Origin of the sequence: Dactylosporangium sp. NPDC051485 (assembly GCF_040682015.1) — a bacterium.
In the GTDB taxonomy this organism is placed as follows: Bacteria; Actinomycetota; Actinomycetes; order Mycobacteriales; family Micromonosporaceae; genus Dactylosporangium.
In genome coordinates this window covers 1-24,025 of record NZ_JBFAZW010000036.1, presented here as the reverse complement: position 1 = coordinate 24,025, position 24,025 = coordinate 1, and the positions used below count along the sequence as shown (strand labels likewise).

At 71.8% G+C, this 24,025-nt stretch carries 23 protein-coding genes; 12 read left to right on the top strand and 11 right to left on the bottom strand.

The genetic code is table 11. From position 1 onward, the window contains the following. The first annotated feature begins 48 nt into the window (after positions 1 to 48). The 11 genes from AB0M46_RS21515 to AB0M46_RS21465 all read left to right on the top strand — a co-directional run bounded on the left by AB0M46_RS21515 (position 49) and on the right by AB0M46_RS21465 (position 12,247). A complete protein-coding gene (locus AB0M46_RS21515) occupies positions 49 to 1,254 on the top strand; it encodes a hypothetical protein (protein WP_363338511.1) in 1,206 nt (401 codons plus the stop codon). Next, on the top strand, positions 1,251 to 2,063 hold the full coding sequence (locus AB0M46_RS21510; protein ID WP_363338509.1) for a hypothetical protein: 813 nt from the start codon (positions 1,251 to 1,253) through the stop codon (positions 2,061 to 2,063). Before AB0M46_RS21515 ends, AB0M46_RS21510 begins: the two co-directional genes overlap by 4 nt. A gap of 65 nt (positions 2,064 to 2,128) precedes the next feature. Further along, on the top strand, positions 2,129 to 3,247 hold the full coding sequence (locus AB0M46_RS21505) for an SAM-dependent methyltransferase (protein ID WP_363338507.1): 1,119 nt from the start codon (positions 2,129 to 2,131) through the stop codon (positions 3,245 to 3,247). A 136-nt stretch (positions 3,248 to 3,383) separates the two neighbouring features. Beyond that, a complete protein-coding gene (locus AB0M46_RS21500) occupies positions 3,384 to 4,286 on the top strand; it encodes a hypothetical protein (protein ID WP_363338505.1) in 903 nt (300 codons plus the stop codon). Positions 4,287 to 4,719: 433 nt separating this feature from the next. Then, positions 4,720 to 6,039, top strand: a complete 1,320-nt coding sequence (locus AB0M46_RS21495) for a DegT/DnrJ/EryC1/StrS family aminotransferase (protein WP_363338503.1) — start codon at positions 4,720 to 4,722, stop codon at positions 6,037 to 6,039. 174 nt (positions 6,040 to 6,213) lie between these two features. Continuing rightward, positions 6,214 to 7,110 (top strand): endonuclease/exonuclease/phosphatase family protein, encoded by an 897-nt coding sequence (locus AB0M46_RS21490; RefSeq protein WP_363338501.1) that lies wholly within the window; start codon positions 6,214 to 6,216, stop codon positions 7,108 to 7,110. A 178-nt stretch (positions 7,111 to 7,288) separates the two neighbouring features. After that, positions 7,289 to 7,930, top strand: a complete 642-nt coding sequence (locus AB0M46_RS21485) for a 2'-5' RNA ligase family protein (RefSeq protein ID WP_363338499.1) — start codon at positions 7,289 to 7,291, stop codon at positions 7,928 to 7,930. 133 nt (positions 7,931 to 8,063) lie between these two features. Further along, positions 8,064 to 8,999, top strand: a complete 936-nt coding sequence (locus tag AB0M46_RS21480) for a hypothetical protein (protein ID WP_363338497.1) — start codon at positions 8,064 to 8,066, stop codon at positions 8,997 to 8,999. A 287-nt stretch (positions 9,000 to 9,286) separates the two neighbouring features. Beyond that, positions 9,287 to 10,123, top strand: a complete 837-nt coding sequence (locus tag AB0M46_RS21475) for an endonuclease/exonuclease/phosphatase family protein (protein ID WP_363338495.1) — start codon at positions 9,287 to 9,289, stop codon at positions 10,121 to 10,123. 396 nt (positions 10,124 to 10,519) lie between these two features. After that, complete coding sequence (locus tag AB0M46_RS21470) at positions 10,520 to 11,152, top strand: hypothetical protein (protein WP_363338493.1); 633 nt, start codon at positions 10,520 to 10,522, stop codon at positions 11,150 to 11,152. A gap of 480 nt (positions 11,153 to 11,632) precedes the next feature. Further along, positions 11,633 to 12,247, top strand: coding sequence for a hypothetical protein (locus AB0M46_RS21465; RefSeq protein WP_363338491.1), 615 nt, complete (start codon positions 11,633 to 11,635; stop codon positions 12,245 to 12,247). Positions 12,248 to 12,347: 100 nt separating this feature from the next. Here AB0M46_RS21465 and AB0M46_RS21460 read toward each other — a convergent pair whose 3' ends face one another. Then, positions 12,348 to 14,192, bottom strand: a complete 1,845-nt coding sequence (locus AB0M46_RS21460; protein WP_363338490.1) for a hypothetical protein — start codon at positions 14,190 to 14,192, stop codon at positions 12,348 to 12,350. A 303-nt stretch (positions 14,193 to 14,495) separates the two neighbouring features. On the opposite strand from AB0M46_RS21460, the gene AB0M46_RS21455 reads away from it, so the two are divergent. Continuing rightward, a complete protein-coding gene (locus AB0M46_RS21455; RefSeq protein ID WP_363338488.1) occupies positions 14,496 to 15,467 on the top strand; it encodes a hypothetical protein in 972 nt (323 codons plus the stop codon). A gap of 322 nt (positions 15,468 to 15,789) precedes the next feature. On the opposite strand, the gene AB0M46_RS21450 is transcribed toward AB0M46_RS21455, so the two are convergent. The 10 genes from AB0M46_RS21450 to AB0M46_RS21405 form a co-directional block, all read right to left on the bottom strand. Continuing rightward, positions 15,790 to 17,028 carry a hypothetical protein gene (locus AB0M46_RS21450; RefSeq protein WP_363338487.1) on the bottom strand — a complete coding sequence of 413 codons (1,239 nt, stop codon included), beginning with the start codon at positions 17,026 to 17,028 and terminating at the stop codon, positions 15,790 to 15,792. 119 nt (positions 17,029 to 17,147) lie between these two features. Next, entirely contained in the window at positions 17,148 to 17,303 is a 156-nt protein-coding gene (locus tag AB0M46_RS21445) for a hypothetical protein (RefSeq protein WP_363338485.1), read from the bottom strand. A 177-nt stretch (positions 17,304 to 17,480) separates the two neighbouring features. Next, a complete protein-coding gene (locus AB0M46_RS21440; RefSeq protein WP_363338483.1) occupies positions 17,481 to 18,968 on the bottom strand; it encodes a tyrosine-type recombinase/integrase in 1,488 nt (495 codons plus the stop codon). Then, complete coding sequence (locus AB0M46_RS21435; protein ID WP_363338481.1) at positions 18,965 to 19,426, bottom strand: hypothetical protein; 462 nt, start codon at positions 19,424 to 19,426, stop codon at positions 18,965 to 18,967. The genes AB0M46_RS21440 and AB0M46_RS21435 overlap by 4 nt, the downstream gene beginning before the upstream one ends. 264 nt (positions 19,427 to 19,690) lie before the next feature. Next, positions 19,691 to 20,377: a hypothetical protein gene (locus tag AB0M46_RS21430; protein ID WP_363338479.1), complete on the bottom strand. Its 687-nt coding sequence runs from the start codon at positions 20,375 to 20,377 to the stop codon at positions 19,691 to 19,693. Then, positions 20,337 to 20,846 carry a VUT family protein gene (locus AB0M46_RS21425; protein WP_363338477.1) on the bottom strand — a complete coding sequence of 170 codons (510 nt, stop codon included), beginning with the start codon at positions 20,844 to 20,846 and terminating at the stop codon, positions 20,337 to 20,339. The genes AB0M46_RS21430 and AB0M46_RS21425 overlap by 41 nt, the downstream gene beginning before the upstream one ends. A gap of 196 nt (positions 20,847 to 21,042) precedes the next feature. Beyond that, positions 21,043 to 21,666: a hypothetical protein gene (locus AB0M46_RS21420; protein WP_363338475.1), complete on the bottom strand. Its 624-nt coding sequence runs from the start codon at positions 21,664 to 21,666 to the stop codon at positions 21,043 to 21,045. A 91-nt stretch (positions 21,667 to 21,757) separates the two neighbouring features. Continuing rightward, positions 21,758 to 22,330, bottom strand: coding sequence for a hypothetical protein (locus AB0M46_RS21415; protein ID WP_363338473.1), 573 nt, complete (start codon positions 22,328 to 22,330; stop codon positions 21,758 to 21,760). Between the two features lie 128 nt (positions 22,331 to 22,458). After that, the gene (locus AB0M46_RS21410; RefSeq protein ID WP_363338471.1) at positions 22,459 to 22,887 is read right to left on the bottom strand and encodes an XF1762 family protein; all 429 of its coding nucleotides are present in this window, start codon (positions 22,885 to 22,887) and stop codon (positions 22,459 to 22,461) included. 12 nt (positions 22,888 to 22,899) lie between these two features. Continuing rightward, positions 22,900 to 23,823: a site-specific DNA-methyltransferase gene (locus tag AB0M46_RS21405; protein ID WP_363338469.1), complete on the bottom strand. Its 924-nt coding sequence runs from the start codon at positions 23,821 to 23,823 to the stop codon at positions 22,900 to 22,902. Between the last annotated feature and the right edge of the window lie 202 nt (positions 23,824 to 24,025).

Sequence of the window (24,025 nt, the reverse complement as noted above, 5' to 3'; positions counted from 1 at the left end):
GACCGCCCGTCCTGTCAGCAACTCTCTTGAACCGAAGGAGTCCTCCCCATGACCAGTATCCGAGCCAGCCGCTGGCTCGCGCCGGCAGCGGCGGCCGTCGTCGTCGCCGCGATCAGCAGCGCCGCCGTCGTGCTGCAACAGGCGGCGGACACATCCGCCGCATCGACCACCGGGAGCTCATCGCCACCAACGGCGCTGCCAACGCCACCGTCGGCGGGAACGCCGGCGGTGGCCGGCACCGCCGGGACGCCGGTCGCCGACCCGCAAGCTGTCCTGCGCCGGCTGGCCGGACACCTGCAGGCCGCAGCGACCGACGGGCGGCACGGCGCGTTCGAGTACGTGTCCACCCGGGTCGCGCAACTGACCGGACCGCCGACCGCGACCGGCGCCACCGGCGACCTCGCCATGTCGCAGGTGACCTCCTGGACGAGCACCCGCGGCAGCGGCCGGTCCGTCACCTACGCCGTCCCGGACTCCGTGCCGGTCTGCCCGCCCACCTCGGATGAGACGTGGGATGAACCGCACCCGATGGACGGACCTCTCGAAGGTACTCCCGACGCGTTGCTGGAACGGCTCGTCGAGCCTGGCAGCCAGGTCGCCAGCCGCACCAACTTCAAGGGCGTCGACCTGTTCGGGCAGATCAGCGAGCTGGCCGCGACCCGGATCCTGCCCCGCGACACCCGCGCCGCGCTGCTGCAACTCCTGGCCGTGCACCCCGACGTGGAGGTCCGCGTCGACGTGCGTGACCCGCTCGGCCGGCCCGGCATCGCGGTCAGCATGCTGCTGCTCACCCCGTTCGGACCCGACCCGGTGCAGCGGACCCTCATCTTCGACGCGGGTACCGGCGAACTCCTTGCCGCCGGCCCGCAGTTCCAGACCGCCGTACCACCCACGCCCGCGCCCCTACCCGCGGCAGAGCCGGCGGCCGGCATCCCGCGTGCGGCACAGCCAGGGCTGCTCGTCACCAGCCGCGCATACACCACCGGCACCCACACTCCGGCACCGCCGTGCAGCACCCCCACCGTCACCCGGACCGCCACCCAGACGCTGCGCCTGCAGCCGCTCAGCATCCACCTGCCGCACCCGCCCAGCTTCGCGCCGTTCGGTCCGCACCACCTGCCGGCGGTCCGCGACGCCGCGCTGCCGCCCGGCCCTGCCGACGGTCACCGCGGCCAGCCCGGACGGGCCGGGTGGCTTGGCCGGGATGACCGCCGGCGCCCCGCCATCCGGGCGGCGTGCGGGGATCCGCGGTGAACGCCGGGGAACAGGACCTGGACGAGGAAGACCGCGCCTTCGACGCATGGCTGGCCGCGATCAACGACCGGGCCACGGCCGACGCGTTAGCGCTGTTGCAGCGGGACCCTACGACGGCGCCCGACGATCCCGAACTGGTCGACCACGCCATCGACCTGGGCATGATGAGCCTCATCGACGGCCGGGAGGACTGGCCGTTCCGTGACGACATCCTGGCCTGGCTCCGGTACGCCGACAGCGCCAGCCCCCGGGTGCACAGCCCGGACAGCGACGAACCCGACACCGCCGCATACCTGCTCCGAACGGTGCTCACCCGGCGGCAGGACTTCCCAGCGGCGCTCGCCGTGCAGCGCCGCCTCATCCGACACCACCACCGCCACAACCACCACCTGAGGGTCCGCGACAGCCAGATGACCTTCGCCGAACTGCTGCAGACCGCCGGGCAATGCGACCGGGCAGCGGGCGCCATGGACCGGATCTGGCGCGCATGGCAGCGCAGCGGCGGCAAGGACCGGAGGTGGCGCGCCCTGCCGTGGCCGACCTGGCCCAGGCAGGACGGGGAAGGGCTGAAGATCGTCATGCGGCTCGTCGTCGGGCTCGCCACCTGCGGCCAGACCGACGCCGCCGCCCGGCAGGTCACCGCAGCCGCCCCGTTCCGGCCCCACGAACCGCGCCGCGACCACCTCGCCGTCCGAATCCACTACGGCAGCCTCATCAGCGAGCAGTGGCGCACACACCGGCCACACTGCACGCGGACCGCCACCGGCATCCCATCGCACGAGTGGTTGGACAAGGTGCTGACCCGATGACCCTGCCCACAGCGCAACCCAAGACGCAACCCGACCTGCCGCCGACGGCGCGGGCATCGCGGGCCGTGCGCCGCACCGCCAGGACCGCCACCACGCGGCACCACACACTCGTGCCCGAAGGTACGCCGCACGACGCATCGGCCGAGCCGCCGCGCCCCCACACCCAGCGCCCCAAGCCGGAAGCCGGCCAACGGGTCCGGTTGCTGGACCGGGACAGGGCGTGGTTCGGTGAAAGCACCGGCGACACGGTGCCGACCGTTGCCCGCGTTGAGGACTACCTCCTCGGCCGGTACAGCAACTTCACGGTCGACCGCGAGCTGGGCGACGCCCTCACCGCAGTGTGGCCGGCGCTGCCCGCCCACATCCGTGCCCGGCGAGCCCTGCACTGCTGGATGACCGCTCGCCTGATCCGCGACGGCGTTCGACAGTTCTTGGACGTGGGCTGCGGCATGGTCGGGTTCGACGCGATCCACGAGATCGCCGCGGCGCACACCTCCGAGCCGGTCACCGTCCTCTACATCGACACCGACCCGACCGTCGTCGCCTACAACGATGCGAGAACCCGCCACAACAGCCGACTCCGGTCGATTCGTGGTGACCTCGGCGATCCGGACACGTTCCTGCCATGCGCCAGTTGCACCGACCGCACCGGTTCCAACTGTTCCGTTGGCATCGCCGGCGTCATCGATCCTGCGGCGCCGGTCGCGGTGCTCCTGTCTGGTGTCCTCGAATACCTGCCACCGATCGTCGACGTGACCCGCGTGCTGAGCCGCATCCTCGGCCGGGTCAGCCCCGGCAGCTACCTGGGCGTCACCCAGCTCCTGCCCGGCCCCGACCTGACACCGCTCCTGACGCAGGTCACCGCTCTGTACGCGCGGAGCCCAACCGGTCTGCACCCGCACAACAGCCACGACACCATCGGCCTATGGCAGGACCTCCATACCTTGCACCCGCTGATGTCACTCGACGCCGATCCCGATCCCGATCCGGGCCCGTGCGGCACTCCGTCCGCTGCGCCAGCAGGATCCTGTCCCCGGCGCGTCACCGCTCACACCGGCCAGCCCAACATATTCCCCGACCTGCACACGACACTCGTCCGCGTCGAACCGGCCGATAGCTCAACCGGGCCACGGCACGCGGCCAACGCCTCCGCAGGCCGGGCCGCCCGGAGTGCGCAGCGATGAGCACTGACCCGTTCGCGAGCCGGATCACCGGCACCGTCCGGCAACCTGCACCGGAGGACCACCAACGATGACCCCTCACACCTGGCGCACCAGCACCAGCACCCGTTCCGCTGCCCTTCTGAGGCTTCGGCGCACGGTGGCACACCTTGCCGCCGCCGCGTCTGTGCTGCTGGCCGGATGCCACAGCGCACCGCCGCCACCAGCGCACACGCCCAGCCCAACCGCGACGGCGGCCACGACCACGACCCTCACCCCCGAAGCGGTCGAGGAGCTGGCGATGCACCTGGCCCCGCAGACCTCCGACACCACCACCGGCCGTTACGAGCACATCGTGTCCCGCACCGGCGACGTCGACGACGCTGGGCAACCCACCGGACCGCAACTCCGCCGCGAATACTGGACCGACACCGTCGGAACCGGGCGGACACTCCAAGCTCAACTCGCCAACACCAACGCCAACACCAACCCGGGGTTGGATTCGGTCATTGTCCGCTGCCCGCCCGCCGACACCCGACGCAACGACCGGATCACCATGTGGGACGGGCCGATCCCGCCCGACCCGAACACGCTGCTGCTGTGGCTGCTCCCCAAGAGCCTCGACGACGAACCGCAGAGCACCCTCAACCTGGTTCTGCTGCGCCGGGTCACCGACCTGTTCCACAACCGTCTGGTTCCACCGGCCTCCCGCGCCGCTCTCCTGCGAACCCTCGCCCGGCAACCGGGCCTCGACTTCGACCTCGTCCAGTCCCCGAACAGCCGATGGCTCAGCGTCCGCAGCCGCGGTCACGAGCCGATCACACCCACCGGCAGCGCCGTTCCCACCGGCCGGATGCTCGTCATCGACGCCGACACCGGCAACCTCAGCTGGTCCAAGATCTTCCCACTCACCGGCCAGCCCAGCACCGCACCACACCCGGGCACCGCCGGCCAGACCCCGCCCGAAAAGCAACAGCAGCTCACCATCACGATCATCAGCCGCGACCGCACCACCGACATCGAACACACCGCACAGACCTGCGCACCACCCGACAATGGCTGATCACCTCGCGGCACCCGGGCAGGGCGGGGCGTCAACGGCGACGGCCGGTGTTCAGACGGTAAGCCGGTGACGGCATCACGCGGGCCGGAGCACACGCCGGCGACGGCGGAAGCGGTCTGCCGCGTTTCGGTGGCGCAGACGGCGACGGCGTCAGCGAGACGAAGGACGCCGGTGACGCTGGCGGCAAGAGCCACTCAGCCCTGAAGCACCACCTCGTGATCGCACCCCACCCCCAGCCGACACCCAGTACCCACCGCAGCCGGTCCGTGCAACGAACCGGAGCCACCGACATAGATACCCGGCCGCACCACCCGACGACCCCGCAGCTGTCGGAGCAACACCCCGGCGAACCAGCGCGCGGCGAGTCGGCGGCCGGACGGACCGATAGCACGAAGGTCCGCGACGAACCACCCGATACAGGAAGGCCCAGACCGTGACGACGCAGGACAGCGCCGGCGCCTCACCACCTCCCGACCCGACCGGACCCGGCCGACCGGCCGGTGTACATCCGCTCCTGGACGGGCCCGACTGGCTGGAGAGCCTGGACCCGGAGACGCTGCTCGCGCCGCTGCGTGGCGGGGACGGCAGGCTGCCGGCCGGCAGCCTCGGCAGCCCGGCCGCCTGGTTCGAACGGACCTTCGCCGACTGGCTGCGCGCAGGCTCCGCCGAGCCAGATGATCAGGCCGCCCGCTACCTGGACGTGATCGCCGTCGGCGGCGCTGCGCAGGCGTGGACGCTGTGCTGGCACCAGCAGCGGCCAGAGCCCGGACGGACCGAGCTGATTACGCCGATGTGGACCAGCCTGCCCGCTGTCCTGGCCGCCGCAGCCGTCGGCTGGACCATCCGCTGGACCGCCGTCGATACGGCGCTCACCCTGGACCGCAGAGCCATGGCCGACGCGGTCACCGAACGCACCGGTGCTGTGCTCGTCACCCACCCGTACGGGTCGGCGTGTGACACCAGCCGGCGCCGTCTCGACCTCGACGACCAGCGCCACCGGCAGCCGCGCTGGATACCGATCATCGAGGACGCCACCACCGCCTGCGGCACCAACCACAACTACCAGCTCGTCGGGGCCCCGGGCCACGAACGTCCCGCGGCGACCGTGTTCGCGTTCGACGACCGCACCCAACTGTTCGGCCTCGGCGACGGTGCCGCCCTGGTCACCGCCCGATACCCCGAACACCTGCACGATCTGCGGGAACTGCGCGACGACACCGGGGCATGGGCGGACCTCGCACCGGGCGCTCGACCCCGCCGCATGTCGCGCCAGACAGCGCTGATCGGCGTGCGACAACTGCCCCTGCTCCAACCCGCCATCGAGGAACTGCACCACCGCAAACAGCTCCTTCGCCGCCTCCTCGACGACGCCCCCGCCCTGCGGTGGTGGCCGCAAGCCGACCCGGACGGCGACACCGCCACCACCCTGATCGCCTACCTCCCCGACACCACCCACGTCACCCACGCCGTCACTGCCCTCCGCGCCGGCGCCGTCGACGCCCACCCCCTCCTCCTGCCGCCTGCGGAAACGACCACCGACCAGGCCGGCAGCCAACCCGGCCGGCAATCTTGCGGCTGGGCGGGCGACTGGGCCGACACCCTGCGCGAGCACGGCATCGACCCACCGGACACCGAACTCTGCACCGCACAGCGGCAACTCCTGCACACCGGCATCAGCATCCCGATGACCAAGCTACGCACCGACGACGCCGTCACCGGAGCCGCCCGACTGCTCCGCACCACCCTCACCTGACCACGACAGCGGCAAGCACCCGGTGAACGCGTACATCGGTCGCCCTCGCCGCCACGACCGGCAAGCGGCCGACCAGGCGATCAGAACGTCGCCATGTGCCGGACCAGCGCCGACGAGCTGGCTTCCCGCAAGTCGAGAACGGAGCAGTTGGTCGAGTAGGAGGAGTCACGGATCATGAAGTTGTTGACGGTCAACGCCTTGGACCTCTACAGGTTTCCCGGCGATGCTGTGCTGGAGGAGCGGTACGAACGGGTCGCGGCGTTGATCCGGTCGTTCGACGCGGACATCATCGCGGTGCAGGAGATCATCGCCGATGGTGTCGACGCGGCGGCGAAACGGCCGGGGGCGGTGGCCGGGCTGCGCCAGCTGGCTGAGGCCGTCGGTCGGCGCTGCGACGCCGATGGGGTCCCTGCGCTCGCGGTCGGCGGGATCATGCACCACACCGGGCTGTTGTGGCGCGACGGGATCACCGTGGTACCGGGGAGCGTGCACACCCTGACCCGCGAGGGTGCCGGGACGTGGCACTGCGCGGTCAGTGCGGTCTTCGACGTCGGCGGGCCGCGGATGCGGGTCGGGTCGGTGCAGCTGTCGCCGTTCGACCAGACGCGGAACGTGATGGACGTCAACCAGCTGCTGCGGGTGTTCAACCCCGGCGACGTCGCGGGGTTCCTCGGCGGCGACTTCAACGGTGTCGGCGCGGATCCGGGCTATGACCCGGACCCATATCAGGGCGTGGGCTGGCACCCGGACTTCGTCTATCAGCTTGATCAGGACGGTGCGGTCGACCGGCGGGCCACGGTGCGGCTGGAGTCGCCGCGGCTTGGCCGGATGCAGGACTGCGCCCGCCTCGCCGGTGTCCCGTGGACGGCCACGACCGGGCATCATCCGGCGGACGCGCACCCGTCCCGGCGGATCGACCGCTGGTACGGCACCCATCACGTGCCCGCCGCGGCGATCCTCGGCGTCGCCGTCGCCGACCGTGCGGTCGTCGGGGACTGCACCGACCACTGCCCGGTCCTGGTCGAGGTCGACCCGGCCCGCCTGCACGGGCAGTCGCGGGTCCGCCGGTGACCGGCCGATGCCCGGGGGCGTGGGGCGTCGGCGGCATCGGGCAAGGCCCGTGGCTGACCAGCTGGCGAACACCGACTTCGACCGGCCGTGTCCGACGCAACGCGGTGACCATCGCATGCGCCACAGGTAAGCCCGCGGCGGCGACGTACGCCGGCCGGACACAGGAGATGAGGAGATCATGGAGCGTTTCATCAGCGACGCGCGGGTCTGGCGTGAGCCGTCCCGGTTCCACGTGTACGTGCTGCCGGACCTGCACCGCGACCAGGCCCTGGCTGGGTTGATCGGCAAGGCCCGCACGGTCATGGCCGGGTATCCGGCGATCGCTGCGGTTCCCGACGCCTGGCTGCACGCCACGGTGCAGATGGTGACCGGCCGCGCCGGCGACGACATCACCACCGGCCAGCGCGAAGCCCTGACGGCCGCGGTGCAGCACCGCCTCGGCGGGGTCGCCCCGTTCACCGTCACCGCCGGGTCGGCGCTGGCGAACCGGTCCGGGGTTGTCCTCGACCTCGACGGCGACGAGCCGGACGAGCCGTGGACAGCGCTGTCGTCGGGCGTCCGTGACGCGATCACCGACGTGTTCGGGCCGGGCAGTACCGACTACGACCCGGGACCGCCACACATCACCCTCGGCTACGCCCACGGGCCCGCCGACTCCGGCGAGGTGCAAAGCGCCCTGCGCCGGACGGTCCGCCCCTCCCACGCACCGCTGCACGTCGACGCGGTCTGGGTCCTCGACGTCATCCAGGACCCCGCCCGCAGCGAGTACCGGTGGCGGCAGCCGGTCGCTCGGATCCCGCTGCACGGCTCTGCGCGGTGACCACCGCCCGCGCGGCACGGGCAGACACCCTGGCAGGCGCTGCCGGGGTGTCCGCGATCAGCTGGCCGGCACCGGCACCGGCGCCGGGTAGGCAGCACACTGCTCCGTCACGTCTGGAAGGAAACCAGCGCACATGTCAGGCGAATACAGCTTCTACACCTGGAATCTGAAGGACTTCTGGGCGGCCGGCGGCGACGCCGACCGGTACGCGGCGGTCGTCGAGGTGATCCGGGACCTCGGCGCGACGGTCCTCGCCGTGCAGGAGGTGATCGCCGCGGATCAGGCCGCCGCGATGGCGCAGCTGGCCCGGCTGGCCGACCTGACCGGGATGACCGCCACCGTCAACACCGCCAGTACGGGCAGCACCGGCGGGGCCGATGTCCAGCCGGTCCATGCCGGCGGTGCTGGCGGCCACCGGTTCGCGACGGGCCTGCTGTGGTCAGCCGATGCCGGCATCACCGTGCACGAGGACACGTTCCGGGTCTACGGGAGCAGCGACTTCTTTCACTCGCTGACCAAGCTGGACCTGACCATCGGCGGGGACCGGATCACGGTCGCGTCCTGGCACGGCTGCCCGATCGGACAAGCACGCCGGGCCAGTGAAGCTGAGCGGGTCGTCTCGGCGCTGTTGTCCAGCGAACTGGGCATCATCGGCAGCGACGCGAACACCATCGGCGCCGCGCGGGTGCCCGACGGCAGGGGCGGATACCGCGATTACGACGACGACCCGTACGCCGGTCAGCCGTGGCAACCAGGCTTCGTGCACACCTGCATGTGGAGCACCGACGCCGCCGGCGGCGTCGTCAGCCATCAGGCGGACCGGGCCGCCGCCCGCATCCTCGCCGCCGGTGGGCTGCACGACGTCGCCCCCGCTATCGGCGCGCCGTGGACCGCGACCGCCGGGCACCACAGTTCCGACGCGCTCGGCATGGGCCGGCGCATCGACTTCACCCACGCCACGACCGCAATGCTGGACCGCATCACCCGCCACCACGTGTACGACACCCCACGGGCCCGTTTCGCCAGTGACCACCTGCCCAGCGGCACCTTCTGGACGAGCAGCCGATGACGAGATCGGCGTCTCGACCGCCACCACGACACCCTCGACCACACCCCGGGGCCGGCCCGCCCGACGACCTCGACCGACTCCCCGCCGGCCGCGGGACAGCATCCACGCGCTCACCGTCCGGGTCGCGGTCCTGATCAACGAGCTCGTGGCATCCACCGAACCCGCTCCGGACGCGCGACGCGTGCCGAGCAACCCACCCCGTGCACCTCAGCCCGTGCACCTCGACGCCGAATGGCCCAGGAGCACCACCAATCCATCCACAATCGTGAAAGGAACGCTCAACCAGCATGCACACACCATTGATCCGTGCGGTGAGCTACAACCTGTTGAACTACGGCAGATCGGCGGTCTCCACCCGCAGCGGCCAGCACGAGCTGCTGCGCTTCCTGCGCGCCGATGTGCTGTTGCTCCAGGAAATCTGGGCTGAAGACACGGACCAGCTTGACCAACTGGTCCACGCGATCGCCGGCGCGCTGGGGATGACCGCCTTCGCCGTCCCCGCACGGCACTCCAGCAACCACCTCGCCATCCTGTGGCGACCCGAGTACGCGGTGCTGGCGCAGCGGGCACGGGACCTGCAGCTGTGGCACGGTCTGGGCATCGTCCGGCTCGACGTCGGCGCCGCCGTCCCGCTGACGGTCGCGGTCACCCACCTCGGACCGTGGAACCCGAGCAAACAACTCGACGACACCTACACCCTGACCGGTCAGCTCCCGCTGGCCGACGCCACCCTCCTGGGCGCGGACTGGAACTCCTTCGGCGCCGACCCCGACTATGACCCCGAGCCCGACTGGACCGCCCTGACCCGCGAATGGATCGAACGGCACATCCGCTGGAACGACGACCCCGCCGCCCCGCCGGTAGCAGACCGGCGCCCCGCCCAGCTGATGCAACGCAGCGGCTTCCACGACGCCGCAGCCACCCTCGGCGCCCCATGGCAGGCCACCGGCGGCCACCGCGGCGGCTGGGCCCGCCGCGAAGACGTCTTCTGGACCACCAGACCGGCAGCACTGCGCAGCTACCAGGTGATCGACACACCAGCAGCCCGGAACCTCTCCGACCACCTTCCGATCATGGCCGAACTCGACCCACAGGCGCTGGCGGCACCGCCCACCCCTGCGTGACCCCGTCCACAATCAGCGCCAGACCGAAGCAGGCGCTGCGGCGAACGCATCGATCACGGCAACGGCTGCACCGGCCCCTTGATCGACGTATGTCATCGGATTCTACGTGTTGTTGCGTACCATCGTTCTGGCATTGTCTGAGTCGTATCGCGCGACGTGAGGAGCGGACATGGATCTGCTGATGCGGCTGTCCCCGGCGTGCACGCGTCCCACCGGGTTGTTGCGTTCCCTGGCGGTCGGTCGATGACCGGGGGCGGGTTCGTCGCCGGGCGCGTGGGTCCGCGCCGTGCGAACACGTGCCAGGTCTGCACGGCGCCCGCAGAGGTGGCGGCAGCGCAGCCCGACACGGCGGAGCCGGCGCCGCATTGGTCGGCGGCGCGGGCACGGGCTCAGGCGGTGTTCGATCATTGGCGGGGTCCCCGGCAACGGTGGTCGACCGCGTCCGCGCAGGACCTGCTCGCCGTGCTGCTGCTCGTCGTCGCTCGTGAGCGTGGGGAACCGGTGGGTGCGGCGCCCTGGTCTGCGGTGCGGGCACGGTTGTCGTGGCCCGGCGACGCGTTGTGGGGACATCTGACCGCGACGACCGCCGCGATGACCGCGACCGCGCGCGACGACCAGGCCGGGCGGCTGGCTGCCGCCGCTGTGTGCGGCTTGCACTGCAGGCACCAGTACGACGACGTCGAAACCCTCCGTGGCGCGTCCCTTCCCGGCGGGCCTGATCCGCTGGACCTTTTCGACCGGAGCCTGCCGGTCGCCGTGGACATGGTCGACGCGCTGCTGGTCAGCGACCGTGACGGCTGGGCCGCCGGGACCGCCGTGCAGGTGACCACACCGTCGACCGGCGTACCGCAGCCGGGCACCGTCGTTGCGCCGCTCTGGGCGCCGGCCACGCCCCACGACGACCGGGCATCGGACCTCGCCGCCGGACCTCCCGCCCGATACACCGTGCGCGTGGACGGCGTCACGGAGGTCAAGGTGTACGCGTTCGCGATCACCGGCCTCCCGGCCGACGCGGCGCAGTCTCGATAGGCCACGACCTGGTCCGTGGTCGTCTCCGGGCTGGAGACCCTTTGCGACGTGGGTGCATGCAGCAGCCCAGCATGCGCTCGACACGCGACAACCCGGGGTGGAGGACCTGCGGTGCATGAGCAGCGTCGGGCCAGGGTGGTTCGGGTAGGTAGCGTGGCCGTGGCCGAGCATGAGGTGCTGGTGCCGGTCGATCCCGCGGACCCCGGGTTGGGCGAGTGCACGGTGTTCGCCCGGGACGCGTGGGACGCCGCTCCTGCGCCATAGCGTTCCGGCGTGCCCTGCGGCGCCAGCATCACGGCTCGAGGAGGTCCTGGCCGGAACCGCCGTCCAGGGCGACCTGACACGCGCCTGATCTGCGCAGGAGACCGGGGCCCCACCGGTGCCGGTGACACCGTCGCGGCACGAGATCACCGGCAGTGCCCGCCGTTGCCCTACCCTCAAGAGGTTGCCGGGCAACCGCTGGGACGCGAGGAGGAGCCCGTGACGTTGGATGTCGTGCGCGATGACGCCGACCGGCGTGACCTGCTGTGGGAGCAGGCGACCGCGCTGGCCACGACCATCGCTGACGTAGCGCAGCCCTTCGGTGTCGATGCCCGCCGGTCCTGGGACTACCGGCTCGTGCACGACACGGTCGCGGTGTACGCGTACGCGCTGGCGCTGCGCGACGCCCACACCGTCGTGCAGGTCGGGTTGGGATCCGTGCTGGGACTGCTGCTCGATGAGTCCGATACCGTCGAGCTGCTGCGACGCACGTTCGGCGAGCCGGCACCGGAGACACCGGCAGTACTGGCAGCGCCGGCCGGTACCGTGCAGGCGTGGCAGTGGCTGTCGATCGAGTGGGGCCCGCATCGGGTGCCTGATGCGCCGTGCGGGATCGCCGCCGGCCGGCCGGTCGGCACCGGGTGTGCTGTGGGCGGGCGCGGCCGTGCAGCAGGCGGTCCTGGCCGAGCGTGGCGGTTGGCCGCGCCGCACCGCCGTCGACGTCGTCGACGGCAAGTACGCCGGGCGGTCCGGGACGGTGTCGGCGCCCATGTGGCGCCGCAACAGCCCGGCCGGAGCCGTCGCTGCCGGGCCGCCCAACGCGTACCTCGTTGACGTCGGCGGGGTCGGCGAACCGCAGGCGCTGCCCGTGAGCGCGTTGCGTCGCGTTCCGGCGCGAACCCCAAAAGGGGTCAATTTTCAAAAATCGGCGACATCAGCCTCCGAGGGGAAAAAGATCGCGCACCCAGCTCGGTAGCGCGGCGATGACGCCAGCATGCCGGCTGTTGTTGCTGGACAGGCCGAGCATGCGCGGTGCCACCGGGTGCGGCCATGGGACGACGGGGCGGCTGAACGCTCGCAGCACGGTCAGCCGCACCCGCACGCTCGCTTGGTCCACGCCGATCTTGCCGTGCCACAGGTGCGGGGGCACGGGCTTGTCGAAGACGGGGTTGAGGGTGCAGTTGCCGGTGCCGGCCTCGAAGAGCGGTGTGTCCAGTGGTTCGACGCAGTACAGGATGCGCAGCCCGGACCGGGTGCCGGTGCTGGTTGGCCTGGTGACGAGGACGGCCAGTTGTGCGTCTGCTGGTTGGCACATGAGCAGGTGTACTGGTTGGTCCGATTCGGAGGTCGGTGGTTCAGACGCCGGACGGTGGTGCTGCCGGGGCGTCGGTGGCGGGCCGGCATTGCCGTGGATGTCGGCGATCTGGACGAATCCTTCGTCGGCCAGGAACTGGCGCAGTTCATGCAGTGCGGGTTGCGGGCCGAGGCGGTCGAGGTGTTGACGCTGCCTGGCTGAGGCCCGCTCCTCGTCGGTGACCTCGGGCAGCCATTGCAGCAGGTACCGGCGTCGTTCGCCGGTGACCTGATGGGGGCGCGGTGCGGGCGGTGCTGCGGCGGGCGGGGCTTGGTCGGGCAGTGCCGGGCGATGGCTTAGGAGGAGGTCGGTGGGTGGGTCCGGTGGTGCGGGATAGGAGCCTTCGGCGATCCGTTCGGCGATCCGCCGTGGTGTGGAATCGCCGACGTGGATGAGTTCCTCGTCCCGCAGTGCCCAGAGCTGCCGGAGGGCGCCGGCCCTGTACCGCTCGCCCGCGTCGGCGGCGACCGGGATGCTCCGCGGCCGGGGTGTCGTCGGGGCCGCCGACGGCCGTCCGGGCGCGGCGCTGGTGTCGGTGGCCGGTGGCGTGTGAGTGGCTGGTACCGGCCGGGCAGCGGCTGCCTCGTCGATCGGGTCCTGGTGCAGGGGGTCGAGGTCGACGCTGAGCCGGTCGGCGGCAACGGGTTCGGTCGGGTAGCTGTCGAATCCGTCAAGGGTTCTGCTGCGGTAGGCCAGCCGGTAGCCGATCGGTGGGCCGTCGTGCAGGGTGGCGGTGTCGTGGTCCAGCGCCCACACCGGTCCGAGGACCCGCGCCCGGTTGCCGAAGGTGCCGGGGTTGGCGCTGCCCAGCGGCGTGTTCGGAGGTCCGGTGACCTTGACGCGGCTGCCTTCGGTCCAGCCGCCGCGCAGGGTGATGAGGTACGCGTCGATGATGGCGATGGTGGTCGGCAGCTGCTGCCACAGCCCGCAGGACGGCGTGCCCGGGTACGTGAGCCCATCGCAGCTGTCGACGGGGGTGGACACCATGGTGCTGCCCCAGGTCCAGCAGCCGACGACGGGATCGTCGTCGGGGCGGGTGCCCGGTTCGGGCAGCTGCTGCCGGTCCCGGTCGGTCAGGGGCGCACCGGTCACCGCTCGGACAGCGGCGGCGTGCGGCAGCCAGTCAAGCGCTGCGCGGGCCTCGCTGAGGTCGGTGCGGGTGTGCGCGGGTGGGCTGACGGCGTGTCCCATCCCGCTGAGCCCGGCATAGAGCCAGTCCAGCAGTGCATCACGGTCGGTGCATCGGTACCGCAGGTCAGCGGCGGTGACCTGCACGACGGGCGCCTGCCGCTGGTGGGCGATGACGTAGACGGGTAAAGCCCACCACGGCAGCTCCCCAGCCGTGACCAGTCTGGCGGTGCCAGCACAACAGTCGATGGCAAGCGCTTGCGCATGGCGCAGCGCGTCCGCCCAGCGCAGCGGCACCGGCGTCTCCTCACAACCATCGAACGGGGGATCCGGGAACCAGTCTGCCGACGTCTCGCCGGGCCTGTCCACCTCGGCCGAAACTGCCCGCCCGACCGGGTTCACCGGCAGGCGCATCGTCGAACGACCGCGAGGATCGAAGGCGGCGGGCGAGCTGCTCACCCACCCGCTGCCGGCACCTGCCACCCACCTGCCACCCACCGGGCACCCGGAGCGGCGCCGGCCCAGCGTCCGAGCGTCCGTCCCGGCCCGCGAGTGCTGTAACCCCGGACGGTGACGGTACCGTGGTCGGGACGACAGCGGATGTCGAAGGCGGTGGAGGTCGGCGTGGACAGCACCGACGGCGATCGGCAGCGGCCCGTCGGTGCCGAACCCGGCATCGACCTGGGTGATCCGCAGTGGCTGCTGGACGCGGTGGACCTGGTATCCCGGCACGCCATGGCAGCGTTGCTGCAGGACCCGCCCGACGAGGACGCGTTCGATGCTGCGTTTCATCTGCCCACCGTGTGCACGGTTCCCAGCCGGGGCCTGGATAAGCCGGTGTACTGCAACCTGATCGCGGCGTGGGCGCTGGTCAGCTGCCTGCTACGGCAGCAGCCACTCGTGCTGCCGACGCCTGGTGAGGCCACCCAATTCCACCTGGATCGGTTGCTGGACGCGGCCCGCCGCGCCGACGAGCAAGGGCTGACCGCCGTGGTCGGCGACATCTGGGACGTGCTCAGCACCGACGACGCGTGGGTACTGACCGGTCAGCTGGCGTTCGGGTGTGCCGACGCGGTGCGGTTCTGTCACGGGCAGGACCGCCTCGACGCCGCGGACGGCCTTCTGCTGGCGTTTCTACCGCCGGATCTGCCAGCCTGTCACGGCCTCGGCTACGCAGTCGCCATGACCGGCGCAGACCACATCGACGATGCCCGGCACGCCCTGGCGGTGATCACGTCCAGGTCCGGGTTTGAACCGCTACCGGTCGTCGAGGCCCTGCTGCACGCCGTGAACGCCGTCACCGCCGCCGGTCCGGGCGGGGACCTCGCCCCGCTCGACGATCCACGGCTGCCGGCCACGATCGCACCCGGCATCACCGGACGTCCCGTCGACGCCGGCACCATCGCGCAACTACGGGCCTGGCCAGCCGAAGCGCGGCTGCATGCCGGACCCGCATTGCGCCTCGACCCCTCCCAGGCGCTCGATGCCGTCTGGTACCTCACCGTCACCGCTGGCGTGCAGCTGCGGGTCACTGACGGCTGGGACCATGCCCGCAACGGGGCCACGCCGTGACGTGGGTGTGGCTGCAGTCGTCGACACCAGTCGAGCACGGAGCCAGCGCCGCGAACAGGTATGGCGACGCTACGGCCGGCCGGTGGGCAGCGGGTTGCAGGCAGGTGCACTGTGCGTCGGCGGGAGCGGTGACGCAGCAGGCGGTCCTGGCCGAGCGGGGCGGCTGGCCGCGCCGCCGTTGACGTCGTCGGCCGCGCCGCCGGTCAGTCCCGTACCGACCTGTCGCCGCCGCGACCATCACCGACCGCTCCGCGCCGCGTCACACCGCATCGCCGCCGGTCACTACCTTGCTGGACGTGGACCAGTGAAGTGCCGCCACGGGTCAGAGATTGGCGGCCTCGAATTTGCTGGCGGCGTCGAGCAGATAGGTTCGTTGCCGTTCCCGTTCGCCGGCTGTAGCCGAGGTATCGCGCAGGCGTTGGGCGCCGCGCCGGATCCGGTCGATGATCTGTGCCGGGAACGGAACCGGCCGCCATCGTGGCCGGCATGGCGGTGGGCCTGTGGCGGCGAGCAGCGCGGCGGCGATCGTCATCAGCTGCTGGTGCAGGTCCTCGTAGCCGGTGTAGAGGGGGATGCGCCGTAGTAGTTCGGGGATGGCGAGGCCCGCTTCCGGGTCGCCGCGGCCGAGGCTGTCGGCGGCGCGCCGCAGATCGGCGACGGCGCATCGGACGGCGTGGCCGTGGGTGCTGCGCCCGTGGGTGCGTTGGGCGTGGCCGGTGGCGGCGGCAGGGTCAATGTCGAAGAGCACCTCACGGGCGGCGGCGAGATTGTAGTCGTCGCGGTGATGGTCCATCAGTACCTGGACGGTGAACTCGATGTCGTCGGCGTCGGATGGCGCCCCGTCTGCGGACACCCCGACGATCTGGCCGGGGTACAGCACGTCGCGGCCGGGAAGGGGTGCCAGGACGCGGTCGAGGAGCCGCAGTCCGTGCACCTCGGCCATCATCACCGCGACCGTGGCCGTCACGGCGTGCCGGTGCGCGTCGCGGGCGGTGACGGACGGGTCGTGTCGGCGCAGGTACGCCGGCCAGTCCTGCCGGGCGGTGCCGGCCAACGCCGCGTCGAGCCATCTGTCGAAGTCTGCGGCGGTCACAGCGTCGTGGATCTGCCAGGTCGGCACGGACGCCGGATCGGCCTTTCCTTGATCGGCGAGGGCGCGCAGGGCCAGGGCGAGAATGTCGGCCGCCTGTGTTTGCTCCTGCGTCGTCCAGGCAGGGTCGGTATGGTCGGCGGCGACTGCCACCGCTGCCAGTCGGGCAGCGGCGGCGTCGGCCGTTTCCCAGCGTGCGCTGTGATCATCGGGCATCGGGTCAGCCTTCCGGTGCGGATCGCCTGCAGGGTCTGGCGACTTGGTTTGTGGACGCGACTTCTTCTTTACCCAGTCTGGCGCCGATTGTGTTTGGCGCCCCCGCTGCGCGAGGAACTGAGGGGCCGTCAGCGGCACGGCGCGCGGAGCGGGGCGTTCCTTGCCGGTGCGGTCGGGTGGCTGCAGAACATCAGAACGCGCCAGTTCCTCGCGGTCGACGTCACCATCAACCGGCTGCGTGATGCACGCCCGCATGCTCGGCCGGACGGCGGCCCGCGGCCCAGGTCGACTTCGCTTCGCGGGGGCGGTGTTCACTGTTCAGGTCGTGGCGGCGGTGCTGGATCTGCGGAGTCCGGTCGGGGGTGATTCTGTCTTCAATGCTGCAGTGGTTCACCGTTGACGAGGCGGTCAGCCTCGTCGGGTACCTTCGGGCCGTGCGCGCGGATCAGGAGCGTGGTGGCGTGGCGGCGCTGTTCGCCGGTCAGGTATGGCATGTGCCCGGGCTCGTGGACGTCGGCAGCCTGGCTCAACGTTGCACCCATGCTAGGGGCTTGCCGTGGCCGGGATCGCCGGCCTTCGAGGCGGGGTCCCGGCCCCGCCGTGAGGGCTGCAGGCTGTGCTGCGCCGTCGATGACGGAAACCGGCCCCTCCCGTTCGGGAGGGGCCGGTTTCCGTGGTGTGGTTGGTAGGTGTCCGTCGTCGCGGTGTCAGGCGGCGCGGTTGGTTCGGGGGACCATGTCGCCGACGGAGTCGGCGTAGGCGCGGTTGAATTCGAGCAGGACGGAGGTGTAGATGTCGGAGGTCATGGCGAGGGTGGCGTGGCCGAGGAGTTCCTGGACTTTTTTGAGGTCGGCGCCGCTGGCGTAGAGGTAGGTGGCGCAGCAGTGGCGTAGGTCGTGGAGCCGGATCGGGGGTAGGGCGGCTTTGGCGACGAGGGTGTCGAAGCGGTTGCTGATGGTTTCGGGGTGCCACGGTTGGCCGTCGGGGCGGACGAAGAACAGGCCGGTGTCGGGCCAGTCCTTGCCGGACACCTGCTGCCACCGGTCGCGGCGGTCGACGTACTCGCGGAGGTCGGTGACGGTGGACGGTCCGAGGGGCATGGACCGTTCCCCGGCGCCGCTCTTGACCCGTTTGGTGACTGGCCGGTAGCCGATGGACGCGATCTGCTGGGCGACGGTGAGGTGTGCGTCGTCGAGTTCGACGTCGAAGTCGCGGAGGCCGACGGTCTCGCCGCGGCGCAGGCCGCGGTCGAGCATGAGTTTGAACAGCGGATACAGGACGACGTCGTGGGTCTCGGCGTAGTCGAGGAACGCGCCGGCGTGTTCGGGGGCCCAGACCATGACAGGGCCGGGACGTTCACCGGTCGCCCGCCAGCGTTTGACGGCTTTCGGGGTCCACACCTTGGGTTTCGGTGGCCGGCCGGAGTCGAGGTCGACGCTGAGCGCGGGGTTGAACGCGATGAGCCGGTCCTTGCGCATGCAGTCGTTGAGGGCTTTGCGGAGGGTTGCGAGGAGCCGTTGCATGCTCGCCGGTCCCAACGGCCGGACCCCTTTCACCGTGTCGCGGACGGCGGCGATTGGGCTGGCTTTCGCGGCGAGGATCTCGGCGTTGCGTTCCTTGAGGTCGATGAACATGGTGGTGATGTGCTCGTCGCGGAGGTCCTGGATCGGGATCGTGCCGAGGCGTGGGTTGAGGTAGTTGACGATGTGGTCGCGGTAGGAGCGGATGGTGTTCGGGGACAGGCCGCTGTCGTCGTCGGAGAGTCCCGCGCGGCGGTCGATCCAGGCGGTGAGGTATTCGGCGGTGGTCTTCACGACCGAGGCGGGGACCCCGGCGTGCAGCCGGGCGGTGATCGTGGCGGGGTCGGGGAGTGCCTGGCCGCGGCCGGTGGCCCAGATCAGGTCGCTGATCTCATAAGCGCGGTCCCGGTCGCCGCCGGCGAGGTCGAGCAGCTTCTTGACCTGCTCGCAGAGGGCGTTGGCGTCGTCGCGGCCGTCGAACCCGCCGCGGCGGAACGGCCGCCGCTGCTGGCCGGGGCGTACGGGCAGTTCGATCTGGTACGCCCACCGGCCGTGGGTGGGGTGCCACGCCCCGCCGGTGCGGCGGAGTTTCGGGCACTTGCCGCCCAATGGTTTGCCGTTGCCGTCTTTGCAGCTGCAGCGTTTGTAGACGGATCCTTCCGGGGTGGTGCTCACGGCGCTCCTTCGGTCGGTGCGGCCCGCGTGTGCTGCGGGCCGGTGCTTCTCATTTCGCCGTGGTGATCGACGCTCGACTGCGCCGACGCTGGCAAGTCGCCGACCGGGTCCGGCTCACCCGGTGCCGCCGACGGCACCGCCGGTGGTGTGGACGGTTCGGTGTTCGTAGCCGATGGCGAGGATCCGGCCGGTGCGGCGGGGAGGTGCAGCGCGGCGAGGATCGCGGCGACGGGGACGCGGTAGCGGTTGCCGACCCGCAGCACCTGGACCGGGAACTGTCCGTCTCGGGCGAGTTGGTAGGCGAGGGCGCGGCCGAGGCCGAATACCCTCGCGGCGGTGGGCAGGTCGGTGACGACGCCGAGCGCTCGGATGCGGTCGCCGGTCCACGGCTCGTCGCCGGTTCCGGCCGGCGACGGCGTGGGGGTTGCGGTGTGCTTTGAGGATGGGGTGGTGGTCACGGGGCGCTCCGATCGGCGTGGGAATGGTGATGTGCGGTGAAGTGACCGCCTCGGACGGCGCGGGCGCCGCCCGAGGCGGCGGGGTGGAGCACGGCTGGACCGTGCTGCCGGTCCGGTCAGCGGCGGCAGCAGGGCACCGCGCGTATCCACGCCGAGTTGACGCGGTCACGCACGTGGCGTCACCGGCCAGGGCTCACGCGTGCATCTGCGCGCGGGCCGTGGCGCATGGTGGGGGCGGCGAGCCAGCCGCTGTGGGGGCCGAGGTCATGGGCGAGTTCCAGGTGCGGGCGGCGGACCGCCGCGGTTGTGCGCCGTAGCGGCCCCGAGGTCCTGGCCGGTGCTGTCCGGGCTTGCCGTGTTGACCTGGTCGAGCCAGCCGAGCAGTTTCGGGAGGTTCTGGCGGGGTCCGTACGCCAGGTAGGTGCCGTCTGTGGAGTGCGCGCCGATGCTGGCGGCGTACCGCAGTCTGTGCAGGCTGTTAACGCGTCCGACGTGCACATGAAGGCCGAGAGCGCGTGCGTGGGCGGCGAGCTGGGCGGCGGCCGGTCCGAGTTTCCACGCCGTGGATCCGCCCAGGAACAGTCCGTCGAAGAGGCTCCAGTCGATGTCGAGGTGTTCCAGGCCGTCCTGGGCGACGAGCGCGGCGGGGTAGCCGAGGGCGCGGATGCGGGGCAGTACCGGCAGGGACCGCGCCCAGGTCGCTGCCGCGTCGCCGACGAGGTCGGGTGCGGTCGCGAACGTGCACCGTCCACGGTGGACTGTGCGGGCGGCGAGCCAGGCGAGGTAGCGGTCGTCGCCGGGGTAGTGGCCGGTGTAGGAGGCGTTGTCGGCGATCCAGTCGACGCCGGCCTCGACCCGGTTCCCCGCTGCGGGGGTGGCGATCATCCCGAGCTGCCCGGCGCGCATCGCCTCACGAACGAGCGGGCCGGAGGCGGTGGCGTAGTAGCGCACGGGCGGCGGCGAACACGGCGACGGGGACGATGGTGGCGAGGGCCTTCACCCACAGCTGTCCGGGCAGGGCGGCCCAGACCGGGAACCCGGCCAGGGTGAGGAACAGCAGCGAGTCGACCGGGACGCTGACGGCGTTGGACGCGAGCGCGGCGCGGAGCATGCCGCGGTCGCGGAGCCGTTGGTAAACGACGAGGTCGACGAGTTCGGCGACGAGGAACGCGACGGCGGAGGCGATGGCGAGGCGGAGGCCGACGGGTGTGGCGCTGAAGACGGCACCAGTACCGATGCAGGCCAGCACGGTCGCCCGTCCGGCGGCCTGGTGGACCCAGTCGCGGGCGAGGAGGGTCAGCCCGGCGGCGGCGGTCCCGGCGGCGGCGGTGAGACCGAACCCGACCGGGATGAGCCCGTACCGGGCGGTGAGGCTGTTGGCGGCTACCACGCTGCCGATGAACACGAGGACCGGCAGCACGGTGGCTGCCGGCGTCGGTGGGCGTGGACGATCGGGAGCCGACGCGGCCGTGCGGTGAGGGTGCGGTGGCTGGTGATTGTGGGCTGGCATGGTCGGAGCCCCTTTCGGGCAGGCAGGTGTGCCCCCGCGCCTGGGCTGGCGTGGGCTGGCGCGGGCTGGGTGTTGACGTCTGGTGGGCGGGTCCGCGGCGCGGTCGTCAGCCGGTGTGGTCGAGGTCGGTGAGCCGGTGCAGGCCGGTGCGTCGCATCCGCCGGATGTCGCAGGTGATGTCGGTACGGCGGTTGAGGTCAGCGGTGAGGCGGGTGCGGGCGTCGGCGGCGACGGTGTCGGGGTTGTCGCCGGTGACGGTGATGGCGAGCAGCGCGTCGGCGTGGATGCGGTAGACGCCGCCGACGGGGTAGCCGGGGTGCGGGTCGGTGCGGGTGGTGCGCAGCCGGTGCAGGCTGCGGGCGGCGGGGTGTTCGACCGGGGTGGCGGAGGTGTCGGGGCCGGTGAGGTAGCCGTCGCGGAGGCGGCTGAGCGCGGCGATGAGGTGGGCGGTGCCCACGCGCTGGGCGTAGCGGTCGTTGGGGGCGCGGACGGTGGTGGTGACGGGTACGGCGACGCCGACGACCCACCGGTAGGGGTGGGTGTGCAGGCCGAGGCGGGCCAGGACGTCGTCGCCGTCGCGGCGGCTGAGCGCGCCGCGGCTGACGAGCGCGCGGAGTTCCGCGCGGACGGCCTCGGCGGTCGGCGCCGGGACGGCCCGGTCGATGTGGCTGGCGAGCGTTGCGAGCGCGGTGAACGGGCGGTGTTGCAGTGGGCCGCGGGTGCTCGGCATGGCAGTCTCCAGAAACTGTGAGGGCATGACGCAGGCATCGGCCGGCGCCGGTGCCGGACAGGGCCGGGGCGACCGGCCTGGGGGCGGTGGTTCAGGTCGCGGCGGCGAGGACGGCGGCGAGCATGTCGGTCCACTCGACGCCCTGGATGCTGGTGTCGTGGTCGAAGGACCAGACGAGGTGGTCGAGCTCGTACTCGGTGCGGTGGCCGTCAAGGAACACGAAGCTGCTCGTGGCGCGGCCGTCGCGGCCGGGGGCGATGACGAGGCTCCAGGTGTCGGCGTGCAGGAGGACGGCGACGGGTCGGCCGCGCAGGTCCCGGCCGGTCAGTAGCGCTCCCGGTGTCGGGTCGGCGGCGAGGCGGAGTGCGTCGGCGATGATGTCGGGCACCTCCCGGATGCCGATCCCGGTCATCACGTCGTAGGTGGCGCCGACGCGGGGAGCGCGGCCCTGCCGGGCGGCGCTGGTCAACTCGTCGGCGGTCTGGTTCGCGGTGCTGCGCCGGGCGTGCTGCTCGGCGGTCACGGCCGATGCAGCTGTGGCGGCGGCCCGCACGATGGTGACCGGGAACGGCCCGGGACGCCGTCGTCGCGGGCGGCGTGGCTGAGGCCGCGCCGGACGTTGCACAGCCGGGTCGGTCGGGGCGCGGTGAGTGTCACCGGTCATGGTCGGCTCCTTCGAGGTCGCGCCGGTGGGGCCGGCACACGGTGGTGCCGGCCCCACCGGCTGTGCGGTGCTGGCGGTGGGACAGAGAGGGTTGCCGGGGTGGTGCGGCGGGCGCTGCGGATCACCGGTCAGGTGGGGGCGTGCCAGCGCTGCCGGGCGATGCTGGCGGTGCCGTGGTCGGTGCGGGGACGGCTGGGACGGGACCAGCCCGGCGTGGCCCGGCGCTGCGCGATGACGTGCCAGCCGGCGGCGCGGAGGCTGGCGCCGCTCTCCCCGGCCTGGGTGTAGGTGACCAGGCGGCGGTAGCCGAGCGCTTTCGCCGCCGTCCAGGCCGCGGCGTAGAGCATCGAGCAGGCGTTGCTGGTGCCGTCGGTGCCGACCCGGGTGACCTCGAGGGTGTGTCCGTCGTCGAGGAGCCGCGCGACCGGGCGGCCGATGACGGCGACGCCGGCCAGGAGGTTGTCCTGGCCGGCGACGCCGATGGAGTACTTGTGCCCGGCGGGTCGGCGGTGCGAGTCGGTGATGAACGCGCACGCCTGCGCGAACGTGACCGGCACCGGTCCGCAGCCTCATCCCGTACCGCCTGCCGGCTCCGCTCGCCCGCGGTGGTGCGGGGTCGGGTCGGTGCCGGTGGGCAGGTACGGGGTGAGCCGGGCGAGGGCCTCGTCGTGGAAGTCGGCGGCGATGTCAACGCCGATGTAGGCGCGGCCGAGGTGCAGGGCGGCGAGGCCGGTGGTGGCGGCGCCGGAGAACGGGTCGAGGACGGTCCCGCCGGGTGGGCACCCGGCGGCGATCGCCCGCAGTGGTAGGTCCAGCGGGAACGGTGCGACGTGCGCGCCGCGGTAGGGGCGGGTGGCGATGTGCCAGACGTCGCCGGGGTTGCGGCCGTTGTGGTGGGCGGCGGTGTGGGCGTGGCCGAGCGGCTGAAGGTTGCCGCGTCCGGCTCTGGGTTCGACGGTGGTGTCGTCGGCGGTGTACTTGCCGCCGTAGGTGCCGCCGCGCCGGCGTGCGGTGGCGTCGATACCGCCGGTGTGGCCTTTGCGGGCACCGCCGAAGACACGGCTGCCGTCCGCGGCGTCCGGCCGGGCGAGCGGTACCCGGATCGGGTCGAGGTCGAAGTAGTAGGTGGGGGATCTGGTGAGCAGGAACAGCAGTTCGTAGCCGGTGGAGAGCCGGTCACGGACCGACTCGGGCATCGGATTCTTCTTGGCCCAGATGATCGCGTTGCGCAGCCACCAGCCGTGCCGTTGCAGCGCGAACGCGACCCGCCACGGCACCCCGTTGAGGTTCTTCGCCGCCAGTCCGTCCGCGCCCGCACCGGCGGGTGTGCCGGTGCGGGTGCGGCGGGTGCCGGTGGCGTAGCTGTCACCGAGGTTGAGCCAGACGGTGCCGGTCGGCTTCAGGACCCGCCACACCTGCTCGAACACGGCCACGAGCCGGTCGACGTAGTCGTCGACGGATGGTTCCAGGCCGTACTGCGGGTCGGTCCACACCGCCCGGCAGCCAGAACACGAGGCTCCCGGCGCCAGCGGGTGAGGGGTGTGGTGAACACATCCCGGGTCTCCGCCGTGCCAGTGGCCGGTGCCGTAGTCCCTCAGCTTTCTCTTAACTTTGATGATCTTAAATGTGTTGGCTCAACTCGGCCCTCACTCACCGGTGCCGCCCGCCAGTGATTCCGTCCCTGTCGGCTGCGCT

Excerpts from the sequence above, each read along its gene's own strand:
- AB0M46_RS21420 (WP_363338475.1), bottom strand. The coding sequence starts at position 21,666 with ATGCCGAGCACCCGCGGCCCACTGCAACACCGCCCGTTCACCGCGCTC.
- AB0M46_RS21415 (WP_363338473.1), bottom strand. The coding sequence starts at position 22,330 with ATGACCGGTGACACTCACCGCGCCCCGACCGACCCGGCTGTGCAACGT.
- AB0M46_RS21515 (WP_363338511.1), top strand. The coding sequence starts at position 49 with ATGACCAGTATCCGAGCCAGCCGCTGGCTCGCGCCGGCAGCGGCGGCC.
- AB0M46_RS21490 (WP_363338501.1), top strand. The coding sequence starts at position 6,214 with ATGAAGTTGTTGACGGTCAACGCCTTGGACCTCTACAGGTTTCCCGGC.
- AB0M46_RS21475 (WP_363338495.1), top strand. The coding sequence starts at position 9,287 with ATGCACACACCATTGATCCGTGCGGTGAGCTACAACCTGTTGAACTAC.
- AB0M46_RS21485 (WP_363338499.1), top strand. The coding sequence starts at position 7,289 with ATGGAGCGTTTCATCAGCGACGCGCGGGTCTGGCGTGAGCCGTCCCGG.
- AB0M46_RS21480 (WP_363338497.1), top strand. The coding sequence starts at position 8,064 with ATGTCAGGCGAATACAGCTTCTACACCTGGAATCTGAAGGACTTCTGG.
- AB0M46_RS21455 (WP_363338488.1), top strand. The coding sequence starts at position 14,496 with ATGTCGAAGGCGGTGGAGGTCGGCGTGGACAGCACCGACGGCGATCGG.
- AB0M46_RS21450 (WP_363338487.1), bottom strand. The coding sequence starts at position 17,028 with ATGCGGGCGTGCATCACGCAGCCGGTTGATGGTGACGTCGACCGCGAG.